Here is an 18,242-nt window from a genome sequence, read left to right as displayed (position 1 = left end):
ACAGAAAAATAATGACTCCATTATTTCGATAAACTAAATTTAATGTGTTAACTTTCAAAACTTTCAAAGCTATTATCATCCTACCACCTAAACCAGGTTTGGGCAATATGTTTATATAGATTAAAGGAGCTGTTTTTATGACGGTGCAAATTGGCTTTGATTCTTCCTGGCAGGATGAATTTTTAAAGAGAATAGAAGACGATGGTCCTTGGGGAAATTGGGAACTGTATAAGCTGGCTGTAGAAGTTGAAAAGCATACGGTCATTCCCGAATTTGAAGGCCTTCAGGCTCCAAAGCACCTGCCTAATCTGACACCGCTTCCCCATCAGCTGGAAGTAGCAAAGCAGGTTGTTGAAAGCATGAACGGAAAAGCCATCCTTGCAGATGAGGTTGGTCTTGGGAAAACGATTGAGGCTGGTCTTATTTTAAAGGAATATATGATAAGAGGTTTAGTAAAAAAAGTGTTGATTCTCGTTCCGGCTTCCCTGGTATCTCAATGGGCAATGGAGCTGAACAGCAAGTTTTTCATCCCAGCAGTTGCCCAGCGGAAAAGCTATGTATGGGAGCAATGTGATGTTGTGGTTTCTTCCATAGACACCGCCAAACGGAATCCCCACCGGGACATCATTTACAGCCTGGACTATGATTTGATCATAATCGATGAAGCTCACAAGCTTAAAAATAATAAAACAAAAAACTATGAGTTTGTGCAAAATTTAAAGAAGAAATTTTGCCTTCTGTTAACCGCAACTCCGATCCAAAACCGGATCGGAGAAATATTTAATTTGGTATCCCTCCTAAAACCCGGCCATCTCGGCAACGAGTCGGCCTTTTATGAGAGTTATAAAAAAGATTCACGTTCGTTAAATGATGATGAACATTTAAAAGAGCTAGTAAATAAAGTTATGATTCGGAACCGCAGGGCGGACACAGGGATCGAATGGACCAAGAGACATGTTGAAACCATTCCGATTGAATTTTCCCAGGCAGAGAGAGAGCTATATGATGCTGTAACCGAATTGCGAAGAGAAGGCGATTGGGTGAGTTCCAGCCAATTTTCTGTAATGACTCTGCAAAGGGAAGCATGCAGCAGCAGGGAGGCTGTTTATTTCACTTTGCAGAATATGCTCAAAAAACAAGAAGAGCCTACTAAAGCTTTCCAGGAACAAATTCAATACCTTGTTTCCAAGGTTGAAGCTGTCCAGCAAAATTCAAAAGCCCAAAAGGCTCTTGAATTAATCCAAAAAATAAATGATAAAGTAATTATTTTTACAGAATATCGTGCAACCCAAATGTATCTGCAATGGTTTTTGAAACAATACGGCATTACCTCAGTCCCTTTTAGGGGAGGGTTCAAACGGGGCAAAAAGGATTGGATGAGAGAACTTTTTCAAAAGAATGCCCAGGTTCTCATTGCAACAGAAGCAGGAGGAGAAGGAATAAACCTTCAATTTTGCAATCATATCATTAATTTCGACCTTCCATGGAATCCGATGCGCCTTGAACAGAGGATTGGCCGTATCCATCGTCTAGGCCAGGAGAAGGATGTTTTGATTTATAACTTTGCCACTAAGAATACAGTTGAAGAGCATGTTCTGAAACTGTTATATGAGAAAATCAACCTGTTTGAAAAAGTTATTGGAGATTTGGATGATATTTTAACAAAGCTTGAATTTGGCAACATTGATGATCACCTTATTGATATTTTTGGAAAATCATCTTCAGAGGGTGAGATGAGAATTAAAATGGAGAACTTAACTAGCATGATTCAATTTGCAGAGGATATGAAAGAGGGTGGACTGAATGCAGCAACAGGAAATTCATAAATTTCTTGAGAGATATTTTCACGCAAATGGATGTGAGATTGTCAATAAAGGCCCAGGTTATATGACAGTTCAGCTTACCATCGAACTTGATAAGGAACTCATGAACCGGCCGTTCTATTGGCATTACTTGGAGAAAACAGGCGGTATCCCAAATCCCATGCAGCTGACCCTTATTACAAACCAGCAGCTGGCTCCTGACCATTTAAAAGGAGAGATCATTCATTTTGGATCCCCCCGATTGCACCAAATATTTGAGTCTGCCCGAAACCTTGCAGGCTATATCAGACTTTATGAAAATCATCATCATGCTCCCGGCCAGCAAACTCCATTACGGCCCTGGCTGGGTATGAACGTTCGAATCTCCTACCAATGTGACCGGAAGAGAGACGTTTTCAAATCGATTGGCCTCCAATTAATAAATGGGCAAATGGCGGAGGACTTCCATGACAAGCTGCTTAAAATGAATTTAACACCCAGATCCCTGATTATTCTTTTACTCTTTCTCCACTCATTATGCCGAAAAGCGGTGTATCAAGGGTAGCGAATTTTTTAAAGATGGGGATTGAGCAGGAAGAGCATAGCTGGGCAGATGATGCCAGGATGCGCTGGAAAAAGGATCTGGATTTGCTGGAGCATTTTTATGAGGATGCTGAGGAAAAAGGCGAAAGCTACGAAACTGAAAAAACCGCCCTGAAAGAGCAATATGAGCCAAAAATTAATATTTCCATCATTAACGGAGGTCTCTTTTATCTGACAGACAGCGCTGTCTGAACAAAGCATAAAAGCAAAAACCGGCAGTTGCTGCCGGTTTCCTGTTTTGGTGCTATTTATGTTTTTTCTTATTTAGGGCAAAGTAGAAAATATAAGGAAGTACGCCAAACCACCTGAATAGAAAGGGTTCTTTCATTTCCTTTTTCTCCATCCTGTGCTTTTTTCGTTCATCCTTGGGCTGGTCAATATATTTAACTACAGTCTGTGTGATATATTTTACGTACTCGTTTGATTTCATTTGACACACCTGCCTTTTCCGCTCATGGTCCACCCAACTAACTGTGATGGAAACTGCACATTTAGAAGTTTCACATTGTCGTCATTAACAAGTATGTCCAGGCAAAATTATTCTAAACGGCTTATAATTTCATTAATAATAACGCCACTTTCTTTATGGGTCGTGTCAATGATTACATTTGCTGCTTCTTTGTATAAAGGCATTCTTTCTTCATACAGCTCGCGGATTTTTTTCATTTTATCCCCTTCAAGCAAGGGTCTAGATTGATCATTTTCAAGACGCTTAAATATTTCCTCCGGTGTAGCATAAAGAAAAAAAACATTCCCTTTCCCTTTTAGTGCTTCCCTGTTTTCAGGCCTAACGACTATTCCGCCGCCTGTTGTGATAACAGCTTCCCGGTTATTCAGCTCCTGCAGTATTTTAGTTTCAAGCAATCTGAAATATAGTTCACCTTGTTCTGCAAAAATGTCAATTATGCTTTTTTTCTCACGTTTAACAATCTCTTCATCAGTATCAATTACTTCTTTATTCACATAAGCCGCTAGTTCTTTACCTATGGTGGTCTTGCCTGCACCCATGAATCCTATTAAGTAAATTGATTTCATCCTTTTTCCCCAATCAGTTTTTTTCACTCCATTTTATCACTTTTTCCAAATCGATGTCATAATAAGCGTACGTTGTGAATTCGGAATCAGAGCCTAGTTTTGTTCTGAATGTGATTTGGTACAAACTCGAAGCTAGGGGTGCCATACTGTAGGATACATGCCCATTTGCAAAGTAATAATAACCTGATAAATCATATACCTGTTTCTCTTTCAGCAATCTTTCTGTGTTCTTGAGAGCGTTTAATAAATAATACTCTTGCACTAAAACCGTTTTCGCTTCTTCGATGAGTCTTTTTTCCGATAAATATTGTTCCAATTGGATCGTTAGCAAAAGGAAAGCAGCAAGAATAATTGTAAATGTAAGAGGATAAACAAATCCCTTTTCGTTACGGCACATTAGTACCCTCCCAATTTATATAGGAATAAAGGGAGGCAGAATATACCTGGGCAAATGTATCTTTCACTTCCATTTCCAATCCTCCGTTAATGCTAGTAAATGAAATAGAATCAACCTGCTGCAAAACAATTTCATGGCCTTTCAAGTCCACTCTTCTCCGCAGGCTTGAACCGTATTTTTCATATACTACGTTTTGCCCGGCTATCTTTAATACAATTCTTTCATTTGAGACATCTGCATAATCTGCAAGCCTGACTTCCTTTTTCATCTGATTGATAAATACCAGCCATTCAAGCCGTTGTGTCCTTGCATCAAATTTCCAGTCCTGAAAGAGAAAGTTAAAGCTAAGCGGCAAAAAGGAAACAAGCATCAAGAATATTGAAAAAGCAAAAAGCATCTCCAGCATGGTAAAGCCTTCGCTATTTATATACCTCACATTTCTCATTGGCTTTCTTAAATATATCTTCATACTTTACACAAACCTCCGTTAATTCTGCGCTTTCCTTTAAAAAGATTTCATATACTGTTTGGCTCCTCTTAATAGATTTACCGGAAGGCGAATACCCTTCAACCACAGTTTGCTGCAAGCTTTCATAAAGGAGCTGTGTGCTTTCAAAATCCTGTTCCATTTCAACAGAGTGCTCAACCGCTTTTATTATGAGGGGGAAAAGTACTCCCACCACAATCATCCAGGCTGATAATGAAAGCAGCAGCTCAGCCATGAGGAAGCCATCATTCTTTCGCCACATAAAACCTCCCTCTCCCTATTAAAAAAGTAATCAAGTACCTTTCCTCGCCAATCTTAATATAAAGGCTGCCAAATTTATTCGTGTTCCCGCTAGGTCCATACTGAAAATACAAAGGCATGGTCCCCTTCCTTATCTCAAACAAAGCAGAATATTCCCGGCTAATAATGATATCCGAACCTAACTTCACCTGTGCGGTATAAAGGTGCTGGTCTGGTACAAACTGGACGACCACATCTGTATGATGAGTTATTGCATACTGCTGGGCATACATCAAATCAGATTTTAATTGGGAAAAAAACATTTGTTTTTCAAAGTAGAGGAAATGTGGCTTAACCAAAACAGCCGTAATCGAGGCAATAATGATGAATATGCTGAGAACGAAGAGGGATTCAACTAGAGTGAATCCTTGTTGATTTTTCATCATGTTCCTGATGTATCTGTCTCTGGAGAAGCAGGAGGAGGGGTTGCAAGTTCAACCTTTCCATCAGTGGAAATTTTAATCTCATCCCCATTCGGACATGATTTTGTTTTATCAGTAAGATACTCTTCATCTACTAATTCTTGGATAGTAGCTGGTGGTGCTTTTTTATCTATCTCATACGCCTGAACCTGAGCTTGAACCATTTGAATAAAAGCCTCACAACCTTTGCTGTTAATTTTTGAATTATGTTTAGTCACATTCGGTATGGTGATGATTAACAGCACTGAAATAACCAGCAAAACAATCATCATCTCAATCAGTGTGAATCCCTTTTCATTTTTGACTTTCTGTAATTTCATTAAAATCCCTCCAATAAATGATACATTGGCAGTAAAACCGCCAGATACATGGATACAATCAAGAAGCCGATAAACAAGTATAAAAGCGGCTGAATCAGTTTGAGCAGCTTTTCTGTTTTTTCCTCAAGCAGATCTAAGCAGTGCCTGCTAAAGAAGATTAATTCCTGATCCAATTTTCCATTTTTCTGCCCGTGCCTTACAATGTTTGATAACTCCCTTTCAAAGAAAGGGAAACTTATTAAAATATCCTCCAGCTTTTCTCCCTTGCGCAAATTTATTTTCATAACCTCGCCTATCTCCCTGTAAAATGGCTGTTTATCATGTCTCTCAAATAAACTTAGAGCTTCAAACACAGAAAGGCCGCCTGCTAATAGATAACTAAGCTGCACAGCAAAGAAGTGAGTATAGTACAGACGAAGAAAAGGGCCTGCGACAGGAATTCTCACAATTTTCCGCTTCTGATCAAGTGAAGATTGCTTTCGAAAACTAAAAAAATAGTAGCCAAGCAGAACAATGATACTGAAAAGACTTAGGATCAATAACAAAGGGAGAAGCTCGCCAAAAAGGTAGACAACTTTTGTGAAGAAATTAGGCTGCAGTTTCATCGAAACAAACAAAGAAGAAAAACGGGGCAATAGTATATTTTCTACGAAAACAAAGAGAAATGAGGTAATTAGGATTAAAAAAAGAGGATATGCGATTAGTTTCTTTAACTTATCAACTTCCTTTCTTCTCTTCAGAATCATTTCACTGCCATCAAGAAACGCCGCTGCCAGACCTCCGTGCTGCTCAGCAAAAAACACGTATCCTATCAAGCTTTTATTAAAGTTCATATTGGAAAGAATTTGATAAAAGGGGTATCCTTCTTTCAACTCAGAGATGCACTGGCTTATCTCCTGTTTTCTTTTGCTTGGAAGCTGGTGTATTAGTGATTCTAATGCTTCAGATAATGGATATCCCCTGGACAAAAGATCACCTGTATTTTTTAGAAAATATCCTTGTTCATTAATTGTCCATTTATGTTGGTTCATTGTCATGCACCCACCTGCTGTATTCCGATTCCTTAATATAGCCAAGGGCTATCCCCTTTGTAATTACCTCCTTTAACGTACGATAATTCACATCATTCGCCTCCCCTCTGGCCTCTTTTATGGAAGCATTCAGCGCTCTCCCCGCCAGGAGTTCAAATACACTTGCCCTCTTCCATCTGCCATATCCATAACAATAAGGCGAACATTCACCCTCACAGTATGGGCAAGTAAGTTCCACAAGCCGCTGTGCCGTCACCGCCACTAGAGTCTGTTCAATCTCAAGCATGTTTACGCCAAATTCAGCTAGACGATGTACAGCCCCTTTTGCATCCCTTGTATGCATTGTGCTCAAAACTAAATGACCAGTCAGCGCTGCCCTTACTGCTATTTTGGCTGTTTCTGCATCTCGGATCTCACCGACCATAATGATGTCCGGGTCATGGCGAAGTATAGCCTTTAAACCGGCAGCATAGGAAACGCCTGCTTTTTCATTAACTTGGACTTGGAGAACCATGTCATTTACTTTTTCAATTGGATCTTCCAGAGTTATGACATTTCTGTGGAACATATGGGAAGTCTCATTTAATAAGGAATACAGTGTTGTGGTTTTGCCGCTTCCGGTTGGACCAGTAAAAATTATTAGGCCGTGAGCATGCTTCAGCAGAGCCAGCATTTTTCTTGTCATGTTTGGGAAAAGGCTGATTTGAAAGAAAGGAATTTGTTCCTGCTGGGGAAGAATTCTGATTACGAGACTTTCATTGTAGCTGGAAGGAAGAGTAGAAAAACGGAGTCCAATCATTTGTCCATCGATTTCAAGAGAATAAGCTCCGCTTTGCGGCCGCCTTTTTTCACCAATATCCATTGAAGCAGTAAACTTAAAATGTGAAATCAGTCTGTCGCATTCTTCTCTAGGAAGATAAAGCCTTGGAGTCAGTTTGCTTCCAAACCTTAACTGGATAAGAGTATCTTTTCTGCGGGGAATGATATGAATGTCTGAGGCATGGCTCCTGACGGCATCTTTAATAATTCGCTCAGCCATTCTTTCGATTGTGCTCAATTGATTTTAACACCACCTTTTTTTAATGTAATGAATATATTCGGCTTATTCCGAGTAATTCCTTTCATTAACGACATAACTTTTTGACGAATTTGTGAATAAAAAAATAGGAGTTATCTAAAAATATTATCGTGACAAGCCGAGAGGCATTTAATCGATGGGCTATAGCCAAGCGGTAAGGCAACGGACTTTGACTCCGTCATGCGTAGGTTCGAATCCTGCTAGCCCAGTTTTTTTAGCGGAAGGGGAGCTGATTATGCCCCCTTCTGTTTTTTTTTGCTTCTATTCTCTTTTAATTATCCGCCCATACTTAAGAATAATCGGCATATTTAACTACATTTTCTTGATGTTTTCTCCCTGGAGCACATTCTAAAATGCAATTAAATATGCCTGCGGTGATTTTTTCTTGATGCTAACTCATTGATGTTTTTCTTGGAGTTTATTCAACGGGCAACGGACTTTGACTCCGTCATGCGTAGGTTCGAATCCTGCTAGCCCAGTTTTTTTAGCGGAAGGGGAGCTGATTATGCCCCCTTCTGTTTTTTTTGCTTCTATTCGCTTTTAATTATCTGCTCATACTTAGGAGTTATCAGCACCCTATACCCATCCAAAAGAAGAATGCCATGATCAGCATTTTTCCTCCAAAAATTCACCTTGCCATATTTTTAAATGCATCCGGATTGTAGCCGATTACGATCTTTTCTCCGTTTGTGAGAATAGGCCTGCGCAGAAGCTTGGGATCTTTTATGACCATTTGTACTACTTCAGATAATGACAGTTCATCAAGGTTCAGTTCTAGGTTTTTAAAGGTTTGGCTTCTCGTTGCAAGCAGTTCGTCCAGGCCGTTCGTTGTTAAGGAAAGGATTTTCAATATTTCTCTTGGAGAGGGCGTATCCTTGAAGAGATGCCTTTCTACAAATTCAATTGAATGGGCAGTCAGCCATTTCTTTGTTTTTCTGCAGGACGTACAGCTGGGATACGTAAAAAAAGTCAATTGGCTCATTTCTCTTCACCTCACATTTAATTACTTTCTTATTCATTAATAGCATTGTATATCATTTGTATAATGTTTGTACAGTTTATTGCGGTCGAATAAATATTAATTGTGAACATTTTCTAAACTTATAGTGATTACAGTGTTAACCTGCTGCGCCTGTATTATAATGGGAGAAAGCAACCCAGCAATATTTAGAAATCAGGCTTTTAGCGGGCAGTTTTTCGCCATAGCCTACTTTCATGGCCCGGCTTTCTTCGGGGAAAAGCAGCTGCCCGTACAACGGGATAAAAAAACCTTTTGAGGTGACAATAAAATGGAACAGACATTAAAAATTACAAATGTTTTATCCGATCCAACTCGCTATTATATTTATCAATACATTACAAAAAGGCATAAAGATGTTACCGTTCAGGAGATTGCTGATAACTTCAGTATCCACCCTAATGTGGCAAGATTGCATTTATCCAAGCTGGAAGATGTAAATATGCTTGTTTCAGAAACGAAGAAGACAGGCAAAGGCGGCAGGCCAAGCCGGTTATATCGTTTGTCTGATGATGTAATCCAGCTGCATTTTCCATACAGGGACTACCAGCTTCTTGCGAAAATCGCAATGGAAACCATGCTTGAATTGGGCGAAGAAGGCAGAAAAGCCTTATATGCTACAGGCAAGAGATTTGGCAAAGAGTTAATTGATCAGGAGCTTAAAAGATTTTCAAGCTCTGAAGAACTTACCTTTGACCAAAAATTGAATATTTTAAAACATGCAGCCAATCTTTCAGGATTCCATCCAGAATTTGATACTAATGAAGAAAAGACTAAAGTATTTTTTCAAATTTATAACTGCCCATTTAAAGAGGTAGCTGCTAAACATGCAGAGCCTGTTTGCAATATGCACTTTGAATTTTTGCAGGGAATGTTTGAAAGTTTGTTTGATTCCATACAATTGGTGGAAAAAGGGAATATGCTGACTGGCTGTGATACTTGCACCTATCAGGCCATTGTGGGTAATTAAAAGAAATGTTGTTCAAAAGGCCGGAGAAAATAGCAGTCGAATCTTTGCCTCAGTTTCTTTTCCTGCGTGCGATGAAGATTCTTAGAGGCAATCCGTTGTGCTCGCGCAGCAACAACATACGCGCTGCTTAAAGCAGCGCATCACTGATCTTCTCTGCTCTTTTTCTCTTCGTTTTTGAACACTATTTAGAAACATTATTTACTTTTAATAAGCATTTACTTTATAATATTGTAGTGATGGACTTGTAAGGGTAAAAGGAGGGATACATATGGATCGTATGTACAGAGTATTAGGATTCTGGACGGGAATTTTCGCCGTTATGTTTTACTTGGGCGACATGTATACAACGTCCTTGATTTTCTTCGGCCAAACAGGATTTTTCCTGCTTTTAAGCTACTTAAAGCTTTCCGAACGTATGTATATTTATGTTTTTGGAGCGTACTTAACAGTTTTCTTCGTAGGCTTCACTTACTGGTCAACTTTTATGATGACTCCAGGCGCGGGCGGCCACTAATAGCCCACGTGCATTAATAGTATTTATACCAAATAAAAAAGCGATGAATTTTCATCGCTTTTTTATTTGGCTTCTATTCCTTTTTGCTGAAGGATGACATGGAATGCCGAACTCATTCCGGAAGGCATAATCAGACTCCTGATAGCCCGGTTTCTTTTGCTGACCTCTGAAAATGGATTAAGGTCATAATGGTCTTCAAGCTCATGCAAGATACCTGTGGATAGCAAGAATTCATCCTGCCTCAGCTTTTGAATAAGTCTCAAATCATACTGATCTCCAATTCGAATCAGCGAGTCAAAGTGGATATGGCTTGTAATGTCCATTTCACCGGGATTCATAAGAATATTATTAATTTGCGAGTGCTTATAATATCCCCGCAAGCTCCCATTTCTTCTGGCAGGCTCCCGCCACTCTTCATTTGAATAGCCATAATCTACTGTTAACACCATTCCGTGCTCCAATGTATCAGCTATGCTTTTGATCATATGTTCCATTTGCATAGGAATTTCAATCCTTTGTCCATTACTTAGCTTTAACCCGCTGTCCTCAAGGAAGGAGAGAATTTCTTCATTGCTTAATGGAACAGCCATTTCCGCCAGCTGCTCATCTTTAACTGTCACCATTATCTCAAATAGCCTTTCGTTTTTCTTTTCAATAACATGAACAGGAAAGGCATCAAACAATTCATTTGAAAAGATCAAGCCTTTAAATGGCGATATTTCATCCAGGCTTTCTATTTGCCTTATATGCTCTGAAAATGGGATTTGCTCCTGCTGCAGCTGGCGGTGGTATGGGCTAGTCTCCAAAATATAATATTGAAGCTGCCCGCCTGCTAGCAAATTCCACTCATCAATAAATGCCTTGGCAAAGCGCCCATTTCCACCCCCGATTTCACAAACATGAAAAGGAAGATGATTATTACAGGCCTCCTTATAAAACCACTTGGCTACTGTCCTGCCATAAATATCAGATATATTGCTGGTTGTTATAAAATCACCACCAGGACCGATTTTAGCTTTACTCTTCATATAATAACCGTATTCAGGATGGTAAAGTGCCTGCTGGATATACTCTGCATAGCTAATCATTTTTATAGGGGAATTCATAATATGATTCTTTAAATAATTCAGCATATTAACTCCTTTTTTCTGAGTGAAATTCGCATAAAAACACGTTGTTGATAACCACAAATTATATTGTTTTATTTATCTATTTTCACTATTGACATAGTGTTTTCTGTGTTATATTGTTAAGGTAGTAGCTTAACTATATCCCCTCCCATTATATGAATAAAACATCCCCCAGAAAAGCCCTTCTCATTTGGAGAAGGGCTTTTCTATTTTTTTGGCTCTGTTAAATTTGCCTGTTGATTTCAGCACGAGGCACTCCCTTTCCGAGGGCGGTCCGACGCTCCTCGTCGCTTTGCTCCTGCGGGGTCTCCCTTTGATCCGCACTCCCGCAGGACTTTGAGTAAGCTTCCTTGTATAAACACCGCACGAAGGAAATGCGAATGCATTTTCGAGGAGCTCGTGCCTTCCGCTCCAATCAACAGGGTGCTCAAAAATAACAATAAGCTTTAACAGAGCCAATTTTTAGAATCCATTCAGAAACGGATTTGAATCCATTTCCTGTCCAACCGTCGTAGTGGGCCCATGTCCAGGCAATACTTCCGTTTCTTCAGGCAAGATCAGGAGTTTGGCATGGATACTGTCCAGCAGTTGCTGATGATTGCCGCCCGGAAGATCTGTGCGGCCAATGCTGCCATTGAATAGAGCATCACCGGCAACTACGAGCTCTGCTTCCTTAAAATATAATGAAATGCTGCCAGGGGAATGACCTGGTGTCTCAAGAATTTCAAACGTAAATTCCCCGATGCTTAATTCTTTTTCACCCGTTATAATATGATCTGCAGGCTTGGCTTTAATAAGCTTGCCTACTTTGAAAAGATGTGACCCGTTTAAGGCTGGATCGAGAAGCCAATCTGCCTCTTTTTCGTGTATGTATACAGGGATGGCGAATTCTTCTCTAATATCGTCTACTGCCCCAATATGATCAAAATGAGCATGGGTAAGAACAATAGCTAGAGGCTTTAGCCCTTTTTGCTTAATGAAGCTGCTTAGCTTTCCGCTTTCTTCACCCGGATCAAAAATTAAGCATGCTTTGTTTTTATTCGATAGTACATAACAGTTTGTTTGCAATGGGCCAAGCGGAATCTGATTCCATTCCATCGCTGACACCTCCGATTGATGTATGAGTTCCTTTTTATTCTACACTATAATAGCTGCATAATTAAATGGAATGTATAAATCTTGGATGAAGGAGAATATTATGAAATTTCTTTATGGAGTTGAAGCAAACTATATTATTGAAGATGTTCCCGAATTTATGGATTACATTAAAAAGGAAACAGAATTATTTGATTTTCAGAGAGGCATTCTTTTATTTGAAAATAATAATGACGCGGAGCTGGCAAAAAACCTGCTGATAGAGTCTAATCTAATTGAAGGTTCTTCACTATTGTATTACATAACTAATGGCGAAAAAGGAGAAACTTTTGATGACTTTGGGTTAGAATCTGCCAAAGGATTTTATTTATACCCAGAGATGCTTTGCGCTTTCTTCATAACAAAAGGCGATACTGAAGACATTCAAATGGCTAAATATCAGTTCCATGAACACTTGGTTTTTACAGCAAAAGATGATGATAATGGCCTGATTTATTTTTCTGAGCTGCACTTAAAGGATTTAATAAACGGAATTGCTGAAGCCTATGACATAGAAGTGTCATTTTTAGACCTCGACAAATAGAGAAAAAAAATATAAAATAAATTACGAATGTATACTTAGGCTTTACATACAGGGTATATTACCTGAAAAGGGATTTTTAACATGGCTATCGCCTGCTGATCACGAAATAAAGGGGGCTATTTTAATGGGACTACCTATTATCTTTGCATTAGTCGCAGTTCTTGCAGCTTTTGGTGCCATCAGCGCACTTAGAAACAAGAATTTCCTTGGATTGTTTTTTGCTGCCGGGACGTTTGCCGTTTTCGGATGGTTTGCTGTAATGACATTAATAAACAGCGGATACCCAGCGGTTCACTAAAATGAAAGGGCTGCCCTATACGGGCAGCCCTTTTATTTTAGCTTTCTAATTGGCTTTCGACTCTTTGGACTTTTTCTTCCATTTTTCTTTCAACATCCCGCCTATCATCAATACGGATATTTGTCGCTACTCTCATTAGCCCTTTTTCAAATGGAACTTCATGCATTGCTTGAATTACCTCAAATAAAACAGAAAGCTCGCCTTCTATTATGGTGTTCATTGGCGTTAATTGAAAACGGATTTTCCCGCTTTCTTCATATTTTTTCAATACACGCTGTATATCAGCTACATAACTGCTGACGCTTGGCGTTTCCGTTCCAATTGGGATTACTGTAACATCTACGATTGCCATAACCAGACTCCTTTTTTTATATCCATTAAATTTCTTTATTCTCCAAAATCGGAACCTTCACCTTACTTTCAAGCATAATTAATTCTTCAAGGTAATAACCAGCCAAGCAAGCTGAACCATCTGGTGAGCAGCTAATTGGCGTATTTTCCATTCCTTCCATTAAAACCTCTTTAACACCGGTTTTATTATCAAAAGCAACAAGCTGGAAACCGCCGGCATACGTATCACTTTCAGCACTGTATAAAGGCTGGAAGGTTATAAGATTATCTTTTGCCCAGTCATAATAAGGAACCAGCCAGTCAGAAAATCTTGTTAAATGGGGAACAGTAAATGATGACAATTTATGAAAATTATTATCCATAAACGTATAAACAGCTTGTTCAGATTCTACTGAAGGCACCGTAATGGCCATAACCCTGTTTTTGGCAGCGTCAAAATGAAAAATGTTTTCCATTACCTCCGTTTCATTATCTCCATTGATTGATTGCATTATTAAAGGAGCAAATAAAGATGGGCTCTCACTGTCCCAGCCAAGAAACAATAACTTGTCGTTCTTCAGCCATTTGGCAAACGGTTCCCTAATTTTGATTTCTTCTAGGGTGTCTGCCTTAATATCCATGTGCCAGGAAGAAAAATCCCAATCTTCTGTAAACGAGGAAACTAGAAGAGACTCTTCATTATAAGGGTTCCATTCAACAGCAAGATCAAATGATGAAAGACTCTCATTCATCAGAATTTCTCCATTCCCTTTTACAACTGTCAAAGTACTTTCATATGTGCCCGGAGACGACCGAATCAGTACGTATTTTCCGGTTGGGCTAATCGTAACCGCAGCAATAGGCACCGAACTTTCGAAAAGGAGATTTTGTTCTCCGGTAAATAGGTTATAAGCGTAAACACTTGATGTGGTTCCATTATTTACAGTGTAAACAATTGTTTCATTACTAAGCCAGCCATTTGCTCCCTGGAATTCTCCTGCTATAGCTTTGATAGGCACTAGGCTATTTTTCTTATTATCAGCCGGAGGTACGGAGTCTTCAGAAATTTGATTTTGTTTTGACTTTGGCTGAATCTTCGTCATTTCTGTTTGTTCACAGCCTACTATAAATAACATGTAAATAAGGAGAAAAAGAAATAAAAAAAGAAACCTATATCTATATGTAATTTGAATCTTTTTCAAATCCGCACCTCCTTTTCTCCCTATATATGAGTACGTAAATACTATAAAAATGTTTCAATTATAATAGAAAAAATTATTTAAAAAGGAAAAAGCCGACTTTCCGGCTTTTAATGGAAAAGCGGCTAAATCTTATGTCGCTGTTAGCTGTATTTATTGTGATAGTTTATTTTAATCTCTGGCCAATTAAAAAACAATACAGAAACATGCAGCGTAAAAAATATTTTTTTACAAATAGAGAGATGCAAGGAAAATACCAAGAACCTCTTCGTATATTTCATCATACTGCGATAAAGGCAAAGGATTGATTCCACTTCCAAGCTCGATTGTGAATCCCGGCCTGCGAAACTCCTGAATAAACCAATCCTTATAACCGGCAAAGCTGTCAATAAATTGGACAGCTCTATAGCCGCTGACACGTTCAAATTCAGCAGCGATCACTTTTGACTCCGGAGGCTCCATTCCCTCATATCCCCAATAAAACTCTGATCCCTGGGTATGGAAAGCAAGCATTCTATTAAACTGGTTGTTCCTTGCCAGGTCAGCCATGGCTATTGCTTCCGGTTCTGTTAAAGGCGCTTCCCCCAGGTAGTCTCTTGGGGCAGGGGCATCTTGTTCTGATCTTTCTTTTTCAAATTCCCATTTGGCAGGGAATTGATTATTTAAATCCACCCCTCTAATATTCGCCTTCCAGCCGGAAAAATCAGTACTTCCTCTGTTTATCTCAATTACCTGGTCCCTTACTTCAGGAGGGGGACCATTTAAAACCAGATCAACCCCATCAGGGTTAACCATCGGCACTATGGAAAGATCCACTGTATTATATAAAGGCATTGTAGATAAGCCCCTTATAGGCCTTACATTGGTTATAGATAAAAGGAAATTGTTTAGCAAAGCCATTAGAATCGGTGTTGTAATCCATTCGTTCGCATGGAAGGAAGCATTTATTTGCACTTTTTTATTTCCTTTTCCAAAGCGGATTTCCTGAATGGGCTTTCCTAGAACACTATTTCCAATTGTATTTATCTTAATAAATGGATATATGGCAGCCAATGTCGATATATCAGCCGTTAAAGCCTGATAATCATATTGTCTCCTGCCTTCCACAATTGGTGAAATGACTCGTTTAGGCAGTTTAATGACAGCTCCGATAGTCAGGCTATTTGGATTAAGGGTTTGATTAATCAGCAGGAGAGCATCTACGGACAGATTTCTAGATGAGCTTAATTTCCAAAAGGTATCACCCTTTTTTACAGTATAGTTTTGTAAGGTAAAACCGGGAATGTTTATCTCCTGTCCAATCGTTAAAGAACTTGAATTTACGCTTGGATTTGAATCAATAATAAGATTTATTGGCATCATGAAGAGCTGGCTGTAATACCATAATGAATCTCCGGACCGGACTTTGACTTTCATCTTTCTCCCCCTTTCCATCATTTCAATCTTATGAATAAAAAAGAAAAAAGATGACCTTTTCCGCAGAAAAAAAGCCTGCAAAACCGCAGGCTTTAGGTTGTTCAGTGCCACTTCTATTTATATTTATTCTTGGTCTGCATCTTCATAGAAACGCAGCAAGTCTCCATAAATGATCTTATCCGAATATTGGAGTTCATTTTTTGCTTTAGACATATATGGCTCGCAAGCGGATTTGTCGATCGGCTGTTCCGTTTCCTTGTCATAGCAAATATCCCGGGTATATACATACCTTTTAGTTACAAAGCTGCCGTCCCGCAATACGGCAAAATCCACTTTATCTTTTGCAAATAAATCAGCACCAAATTCAATCGACCCTTTCGTATCAATGCCAAGCATATGAAGAATAGTTGGTTTAAGATCAATCTGACCGGAAACCTTGGAAATCGTCTTTCCTTCCTGTCCCGGTATATGAATGATTAACGGAACTTTCTGCAGCTGTGTGCTGACAAAAGGTGTAACTTCTTTTCCGAGGAATTGACCCATTGCTTCATTGTGGTTTTCGGAAATTCCATAATGATCACCGTAGAGAATAATGATTGAATCTTCATATAAGCCTTCTTCCTTTAATCGCTGGATGAAATTTTTGAGCGCTTCATCCTGATACCGGACAGTCGGAAAATAATTATTTACCGTTTTATCTGCAGAATTATAGGGCTGGATGAATAGGTCTTCTTCCTCGAGATCAAATGGGAAATGATTCGTGAGTGTTATAAATTTTGCATAAAAAGGCTCTGGCATTTCTTTCAAGTGCTGTACAGATTGTTCAAAGAAATCAATATCTTTTAAACCCCAGCCGACTGAATTTTCATTGCTGACATGATAATCAGGCAAAGAATAAAAACGGTCATATCCAAAGGACTGGTACATGATATCTCTGTTCCAAAAGCTTTTGTTATTTGCATGCAGAGCTGCTGTAAAATATCCTATATTTTTTAAAATATCAGGAGTTGCGTTATACTCGTTTCCGGAGTGAGTAAAGAAGACCGCTCCACGGCTAAGCGGATATAGTGAATTATCAACCAGGAACTCAGAATCTGATGTCTTTCCCTGGGCTGTCTGATGGTAGAAATTTTCAAAATAATAGCTTTCCTTAATAAAATCATTCAGAAAGGGCGTTATTTCCTGTCCATTTATTTTTTCATTGATAACAAAATTCTGGGTAGACTCCATTGAAATAAGGATTACGTTTTTGTCTTTTGCAATCCCAAACATCTCTTCATTCGGCTTTTTATAATTCGCTGATACATAGTTTTTTATATCTGCCAATTCACTTCCGTCTGCAAGTGCTCTTTGGGCAGATGATTTTGATTGAAGAAAAATATCATAGATATGATAGTTGTAGGTCCCGATATTTTTTACTAGCATTTCCCTGTCAAAGGTACGGGTCAAAAGCTGTGGCCGTTCAGTTTCTGCCAATGCAAGATTAAAAAATGCAATTGCAGCAGCAGCCAAAAAGTAAGCCCTCCGATACATTTTTGAGGCGGGACGATAAGGTGCCAGGCCGGGTTTCATGGATAGAATGAGGGCAAGCAATGCAAAGTCAGTAAAATACAGTATGTCACTTACATTTAAAAGTTCATTCACACTGCTTCCAAGATCGCTCATATTACTTGTTTGGAAAAGCACTGGAATCGTTAAAAAATCGTTAAAAAACCTGTAGAACACAACATTTGCGAATAAAATAGCAGAAATAGCGAAGCTGGAAATCATAATATAGCGTTTTTGCTTTTTTTCCCTCATAAATAAACCGAGTCCAAATACGAACAGAAGGAAGCTTAAAGGATTGAGAAACAAGATAATTTCCTGTTTCCAGTTTTCTATTTTAATTTCAAAGCTGGTTTTATAGACAATGTATGTCTTAAGCCAAAGCAAGACCGTCGCAAGGGCAATCAGCGAGAACTTTGACCATTGGATTTTCTTCATGATCTTCTTCTACCTCCTAGAAGTTTTGGAAGCAAACAAGCTCTTTTCAAGATAAGGAATATATATTTTTGTAATTTAAATCTTAATACTTTTTTTACACAAAACCAATTCATAATTTAAATTCAACTTGTAAAATTATAGAATGACTGCTATTGTTTATACCCCAATTATTAGACGTTTAAAACATGATTTAGTTTCGGAATTATCATAATTCAGAATTATTAGATTTTA

At 38.8% G+C, this 18,242-nt stretch carries 21 protein-coding genes, 1 tRNA gene and 1 pseudogene; 7 read left to right on the top strand and 16 right to left on the bottom strand.

The annotated features are described in order from the left end of the window. Positions 1–137: 137 nt before the first annotated feature. On the top strand, positions 138–1,826 hold the full coding sequence (locus AC3ZVC_RS11200) for a DEAD/DEAH box helicase (RefSeq protein WP_490068488.1): 1,689 nt from the start codon (positions 138–140) through the stop codon (positions 1,824–1,826). After that, positions 1,804–2,597 (top strand): annotated as a pseudogene (locus AC3ZVC_RS11195) (YqhG family protein). The gene AC3ZVC_RS11200 and the pseudogene AC3ZVC_RS11195 overlap by 23 nt, the downstream one beginning before the upstream one ends. 52 nt (positions 2,598–2,649) lie before the next feature. Here AC3ZVC_RS11195 and AC3ZVC_RS11190 read toward each other — a convergent pair. The 9 genes from AC3ZVC_RS11190 to comGA all read right to left on the bottom strand — a co-directional run bounded on the left by AC3ZVC_RS11190 (position 2,650) and on the right by comGA (position 7,454). Further along, positions 2,650–2,835, bottom strand: coding sequence for a YqzE family protein (locus AC3ZVC_RS11190; RefSeq protein ID WP_490068486.1), 186 nt, complete (start codon positions 2,833–2,835; stop codon positions 2,650–2,652). Between the two features lie 107 nt (positions 2,836–2,942). Continuing rightward, positions 2,943–3,440 (bottom strand): shikimate kinase, encoded by a 498-nt coding sequence (locus AC3ZVC_RS11185; RefSeq protein ID WP_490068484.1) that lies wholly within the window; start codon positions 3,438–3,440, stop codon positions 2,943–2,945. A 13-nt stretch (positions 3,441–3,453) separates the two neighbouring features. After that, on the bottom strand, positions 3,454–3,837 hold the full coding sequence (gene comGG, locus AC3ZVC_RS11180) for a competence type IV pilus minor pilin ComGG (RefSeq protein WP_490068483.1): 384 nt from the start codon (positions 3,835–3,837) through the stop codon (positions 3,454–3,456). Further along, positions 3,827–4,243: a competence type IV pilus minor pilin ComGF gene (gene comGF / locus AC3ZVC_RS11175; RefSeq protein ID WP_490068482.1), complete on the bottom strand. Its 417-nt coding sequence runs from the start codon at positions 4,241–4,243 to the stop codon at positions 3,827–3,829. The genes comGG and comGF overlap by 11 nt, the downstream gene beginning before the upstream one ends. 13 nt (positions 4,244–4,256) lie before the next feature. Then, the gene (locus tag AC3ZVC_RS11170) at positions 4,257–4,586 is read right to left on the bottom strand and encodes a phosphatase (protein ID WP_490068480.1); all 330 of its coding nucleotides are present in this window, start codon (positions 4,584–4,586) and stop codon (positions 4,257–4,259) included. Next, positions 4,570–5,007 carry a competence type IV pilus minor pilin ComGD gene (gene comGD, locus AC3ZVC_RS11165; protein ID WP_490068479.1) on the bottom strand — a complete coding sequence of 146 codons (438 nt, stop codon included), beginning with the start codon at positions 5,005–5,007 and terminating at the stop codon, positions 4,570–4,572. Before comGD ends, AC3ZVC_RS11170 begins: the two co-directional genes overlap by 17 nt. Then, complete coding sequence (comGC, locus tag AC3ZVC_RS11160; RefSeq protein WP_490068478.1) at positions 5,007–5,366, bottom strand: competence type IV pilus major pilin ComGC; 360 nt, start codon at positions 5,364–5,366, stop codon at positions 5,007–5,009. Before comGC ends, comGD begins: the two co-directional genes overlap by 1 nt. Further along, positions 5,366–6,397 carry a competence type IV pilus assembly protein ComGB gene (gene comGB, locus AC3ZVC_RS11155; RefSeq protein WP_490068476.1) on the bottom strand — a complete coding sequence of 344 codons (1,032 nt, stop codon included), beginning with the start codon at positions 6,395–6,397 and terminating at the stop codon, positions 5,366–5,368. The genes comGC and comGB overlap by 1 nt, the downstream gene beginning before the upstream one ends. Beyond that, the gene (gene comGA / locus AC3ZVC_RS11150; RefSeq protein ID WP_490068475.1) at positions 6,384–7,454 is read right to left on the bottom strand and encodes a competence type IV pilus ATPase ComGA; all 1,071 of its coding nucleotides are present in this window, start codon (positions 7,452–7,454) and stop codon (positions 6,384–6,386) included. Before comGA ends, comGB begins: the two co-directional genes overlap by 14 nt. Before the next feature lie 158 nt (positions 7,455–7,612). Here comGA and AC3ZVC_RS11145 point away from each other — a divergent pair. Then, positions 7,613–7,684 (top strand) — tRNA-Gln (locus AC3ZVC_RS11145). Between the two features lie 419 nt (positions 7,685–8,103). On the opposite strand, the gene AC3ZVC_RS11140 is transcribed toward AC3ZVC_RS11145, so the two are convergent. Continuing rightward, on the bottom strand, positions 8,104–8,457 hold the full coding sequence (locus AC3ZVC_RS11140; protein WP_490068474.1) for a Spx/MgsR family RNA polymerase-binding regulatory protein: 354 nt from the start codon (positions 8,455–8,457) through the stop codon (positions 8,104–8,106). Positions 8,458–8,764: 307 nt separating this feature from the next. Between AC3ZVC_RS11140 and AC3ZVC_RS11135 the strand changes: the two genes are divergently transcribed. Together AC3ZVC_RS11135 and AC3ZVC_RS11130 are read left to right on the top strand one after the other, a co-directional pair. After that, a complete protein-coding gene (locus tag AC3ZVC_RS11135; protein ID WP_490068473.1) occupies positions 8,765–9,463 on the top strand; it encodes a helix-turn-helix transcriptional regulator in 699 nt (232 codons plus the stop codon). A 268-nt stretch (positions 9,464–9,731) separates the two neighbouring features. Further along, positions 9,732–9,977: a DUF2626 domain-containing protein gene (locus AC3ZVC_RS11130; RefSeq protein WP_009332938.1), complete on the top strand. Its 246-nt coding sequence runs from the start codon at positions 9,732–9,734 to the stop codon at positions 9,975–9,977. A gap of 62 nt (positions 9,978–10,039) precedes the next feature. Here AC3ZVC_RS11130 and AC3ZVC_RS11125 read toward each other — a convergent pair whose 3' ends face one another. Further along, positions 10,040–11,110 carry a class I SAM-dependent methyltransferase gene (locus tag AC3ZVC_RS11125; RefSeq protein ID WP_490068470.1) on the bottom strand — a complete coding sequence of 357 codons (1,071 nt, stop codon included), beginning with the start codon at positions 11,108–11,110 and terminating at the stop codon, positions 10,040–10,042. Between the two features lie 459 nt (positions 11,111–11,569). Beyond that, a complete protein-coding gene (locus AC3ZVC_RS11120; protein WP_490068468.1) occupies positions 11,570–12,205 on the bottom strand; it encodes an MBL fold metallo-hydrolase in 636 nt (211 codons plus the stop codon). A 100-nt stretch (positions 12,206–12,305) separates the two neighbouring features. On the opposite strand from AC3ZVC_RS11120, the gene AC3ZVC_RS11115 reads away from it, so the two are divergent. Both AC3ZVC_RS11115 and AC3ZVC_RS11110 read left to right on the top strand, forming a co-directional pair. After that, entirely contained in the window at positions 12,306–12,785 is a 480-nt protein-coding gene (locus AC3ZVC_RS11115) for a hypothetical protein (protein WP_490068466.1), read from the top strand. Positions 12,786–12,909: 124 nt separating this feature from the next. Further along, a complete protein-coding gene (locus tag AC3ZVC_RS11110; protein WP_490068464.1) occupies positions 12,910–13,083 on the top strand; it encodes a DUF2759 domain-containing protein in 174 nt (57 codons plus the stop codon). 37 nt (positions 13,084–13,120) lie between these two features. Here the strand turns inward: AC3ZVC_RS11110 and AC3ZVC_RS11105 are convergent, their stop codons facing one another. The 4 genes from AC3ZVC_RS11105 to AC3ZVC_RS11090 all read right to left on the bottom strand — a co-directional run bounded on the left by AC3ZVC_RS11105 (position 13,121) and on the right by AC3ZVC_RS11090 (position 18,011). Beyond that, positions 13,121–13,435, bottom strand: coding sequence for an MTH1187 family thiamine-binding protein (locus tag AC3ZVC_RS11105; RefSeq protein WP_490068463.1), 315 nt, complete (start codon positions 13,433–13,435; stop codon positions 13,121–13,123). Between the two features lie 25 nt (positions 13,436–13,460). After that, positions 13,461–14,615, bottom strand: a complete 1,155-nt coding sequence (locus AC3ZVC_RS11100; RefSeq protein WP_490068462.1) for a YqgU-like beta propeller domain-containing protein — start codon at positions 14,613–14,615, stop codon at positions 13,461–13,463. Between the two features lie 225 nt (positions 14,616–14,840). Then, positions 14,841–16,028 carry a M14 family metallopeptidase gene (locus AC3ZVC_RS11095; protein ID WP_490068460.1) on the bottom strand — a complete coding sequence of 396 codons (1,188 nt, stop codon included), beginning with the start codon at positions 16,026–16,028 and terminating at the stop codon, positions 14,841–14,843. 123 nt (positions 16,029–16,151) lie between these two features. Continuing rightward, entirely contained in the window at positions 16,152–18,011 is a 1,860-nt protein-coding gene (locus AC3ZVC_RS11090) for an LTA synthase family protein (protein WP_490068458.1), read from the bottom strand. Between the last annotated feature and the right edge of the window lie 231 nt (positions 18,012–18,242).

This window comes from Cytobacillus sp. C11.1 (assembly GCF_058145115.1).
The sequence above is the reverse complement of the archived record's forward strand: the minus strand, read 5'-3'. Positions and strand labels throughout refer to the sequence as shown.

Coding starts and splice junctions, on each gene's coding strand:
- AC3ZVC_RS11200 (WP_490068488.1), top strand. CDS start 138: ATGACGGTGCAAATTGGCTTTGATTCTTCCTGGCAGGATGAATTTTTA.
- AC3ZVC_RS11190 (WP_490068486.1), bottom strand. CDS start 2,835: ATGAAATCAAACGAGTACGTAAAATATATCACACAGACTGTAGTTAAA.
- AC3ZVC_RS11185 (WP_490068484.1), bottom strand. CDS start 3,440: ATGAAATCAATTTACTTAATAGGATTCATGGGTGCAGGCAAGACCACC.
- comGG (WP_490068483.1), bottom strand. CDS start 3,837: ATGTGCCGTAACGAAAAGGGATTTGTTTATCCTCTTACATTTACAATT.
- comGF (WP_490068482.1), bottom strand. CDS start 4,243: ATGCTGGAGATGCTTTTTGCTTTTTCAATATTCTTGATGCTTGTTTCC.
- AC3ZVC_RS11170 (WP_490068480.1), bottom strand. CDS start 4,586: ATGTGGCGAAAGAATGATGGCTTCCTCATGGCTGAGCTGCTGCTTTCA.
- comGD (WP_490068479.1), bottom strand. CDS start 5,007: ATGAAAAATCAACAAGGATTCACTCTAGTTGAATCCCTCTTCGTTCTC.
- comGC (WP_490068478.1), bottom strand. CDS start 5,366: ATGAAATTACAGAAAGTCAAAAATGAAAAGGGATTCACACTGATTGAG.
- comGB (WP_490068476.1), bottom strand. CDS start 6,397: ATGAACCAACATAAATGGACAATTAATGAACAAGGATATTTTCTAAAA.
- AC3ZVC_RS11140 (WP_490068474.1), bottom strand. CDS start 8,457: ATGAGCCAATTGACTTTTTTTACGTATCCCAGCTGTACGTCCTGCAGA.
- AC3ZVC_RS11135 (WP_490068473.1), top strand. CDS start 8,765: ATGGAACAGACATTAAAAATTACAAATGTTTTATCCGATCCAACTCGC.
- AC3ZVC_RS11130 (WP_009332938.1), top strand. CDS start 9,732: ATGGATCGTATGTACAGAGTATTAGGATTCTGGACGGGAATTTTCGCC.
- AC3ZVC_RS11125 (WP_490068470.1), bottom strand. CDS start 11,110: ATGCTGAATTATTTAAAGAATCATATTATGAATTCCCCTATAAAAATG.
- AC3ZVC_RS11120 (WP_490068468.1), bottom strand. CDS start 12,205: ATGGAATGGAATCAGATTCCGCTTGGCCCATTGCAAACAAACTGTTAT.
- AC3ZVC_RS11115 (WP_490068466.1), top strand. CDS start 12,306: ATGAAATTTCTTTATGGAGTTGAAGCAAACTATATTATTGAAGATGTT.
- AC3ZVC_RS11110 (WP_490068464.1), top strand. CDS start 12,910: ATGGGACTACCTATTATCTTTGCATTAGTCGCAGTTCTTGCAGCTTTT.
- AC3ZVC_RS11105 (WP_490068463.1), bottom strand. CDS start 13,435: ATGGCAATCGTAGATGTTACAGTAATCCCAATTGGAACGGAAACGCCA.
- AC3ZVC_RS11095 (WP_490068460.1), bottom strand. CDS start 16,028: ATGAAAGTCAAAGTCCGGTCCGGAGATTCATTATGGTATTACAGCCAG.
- AC3ZVC_RS11090 (WP_490068458.1), bottom strand. CDS start 18,011: ATGAAGAAAATCCAATGGTCAAAGTTCTCGCTGATTGCCCTTGCGACG.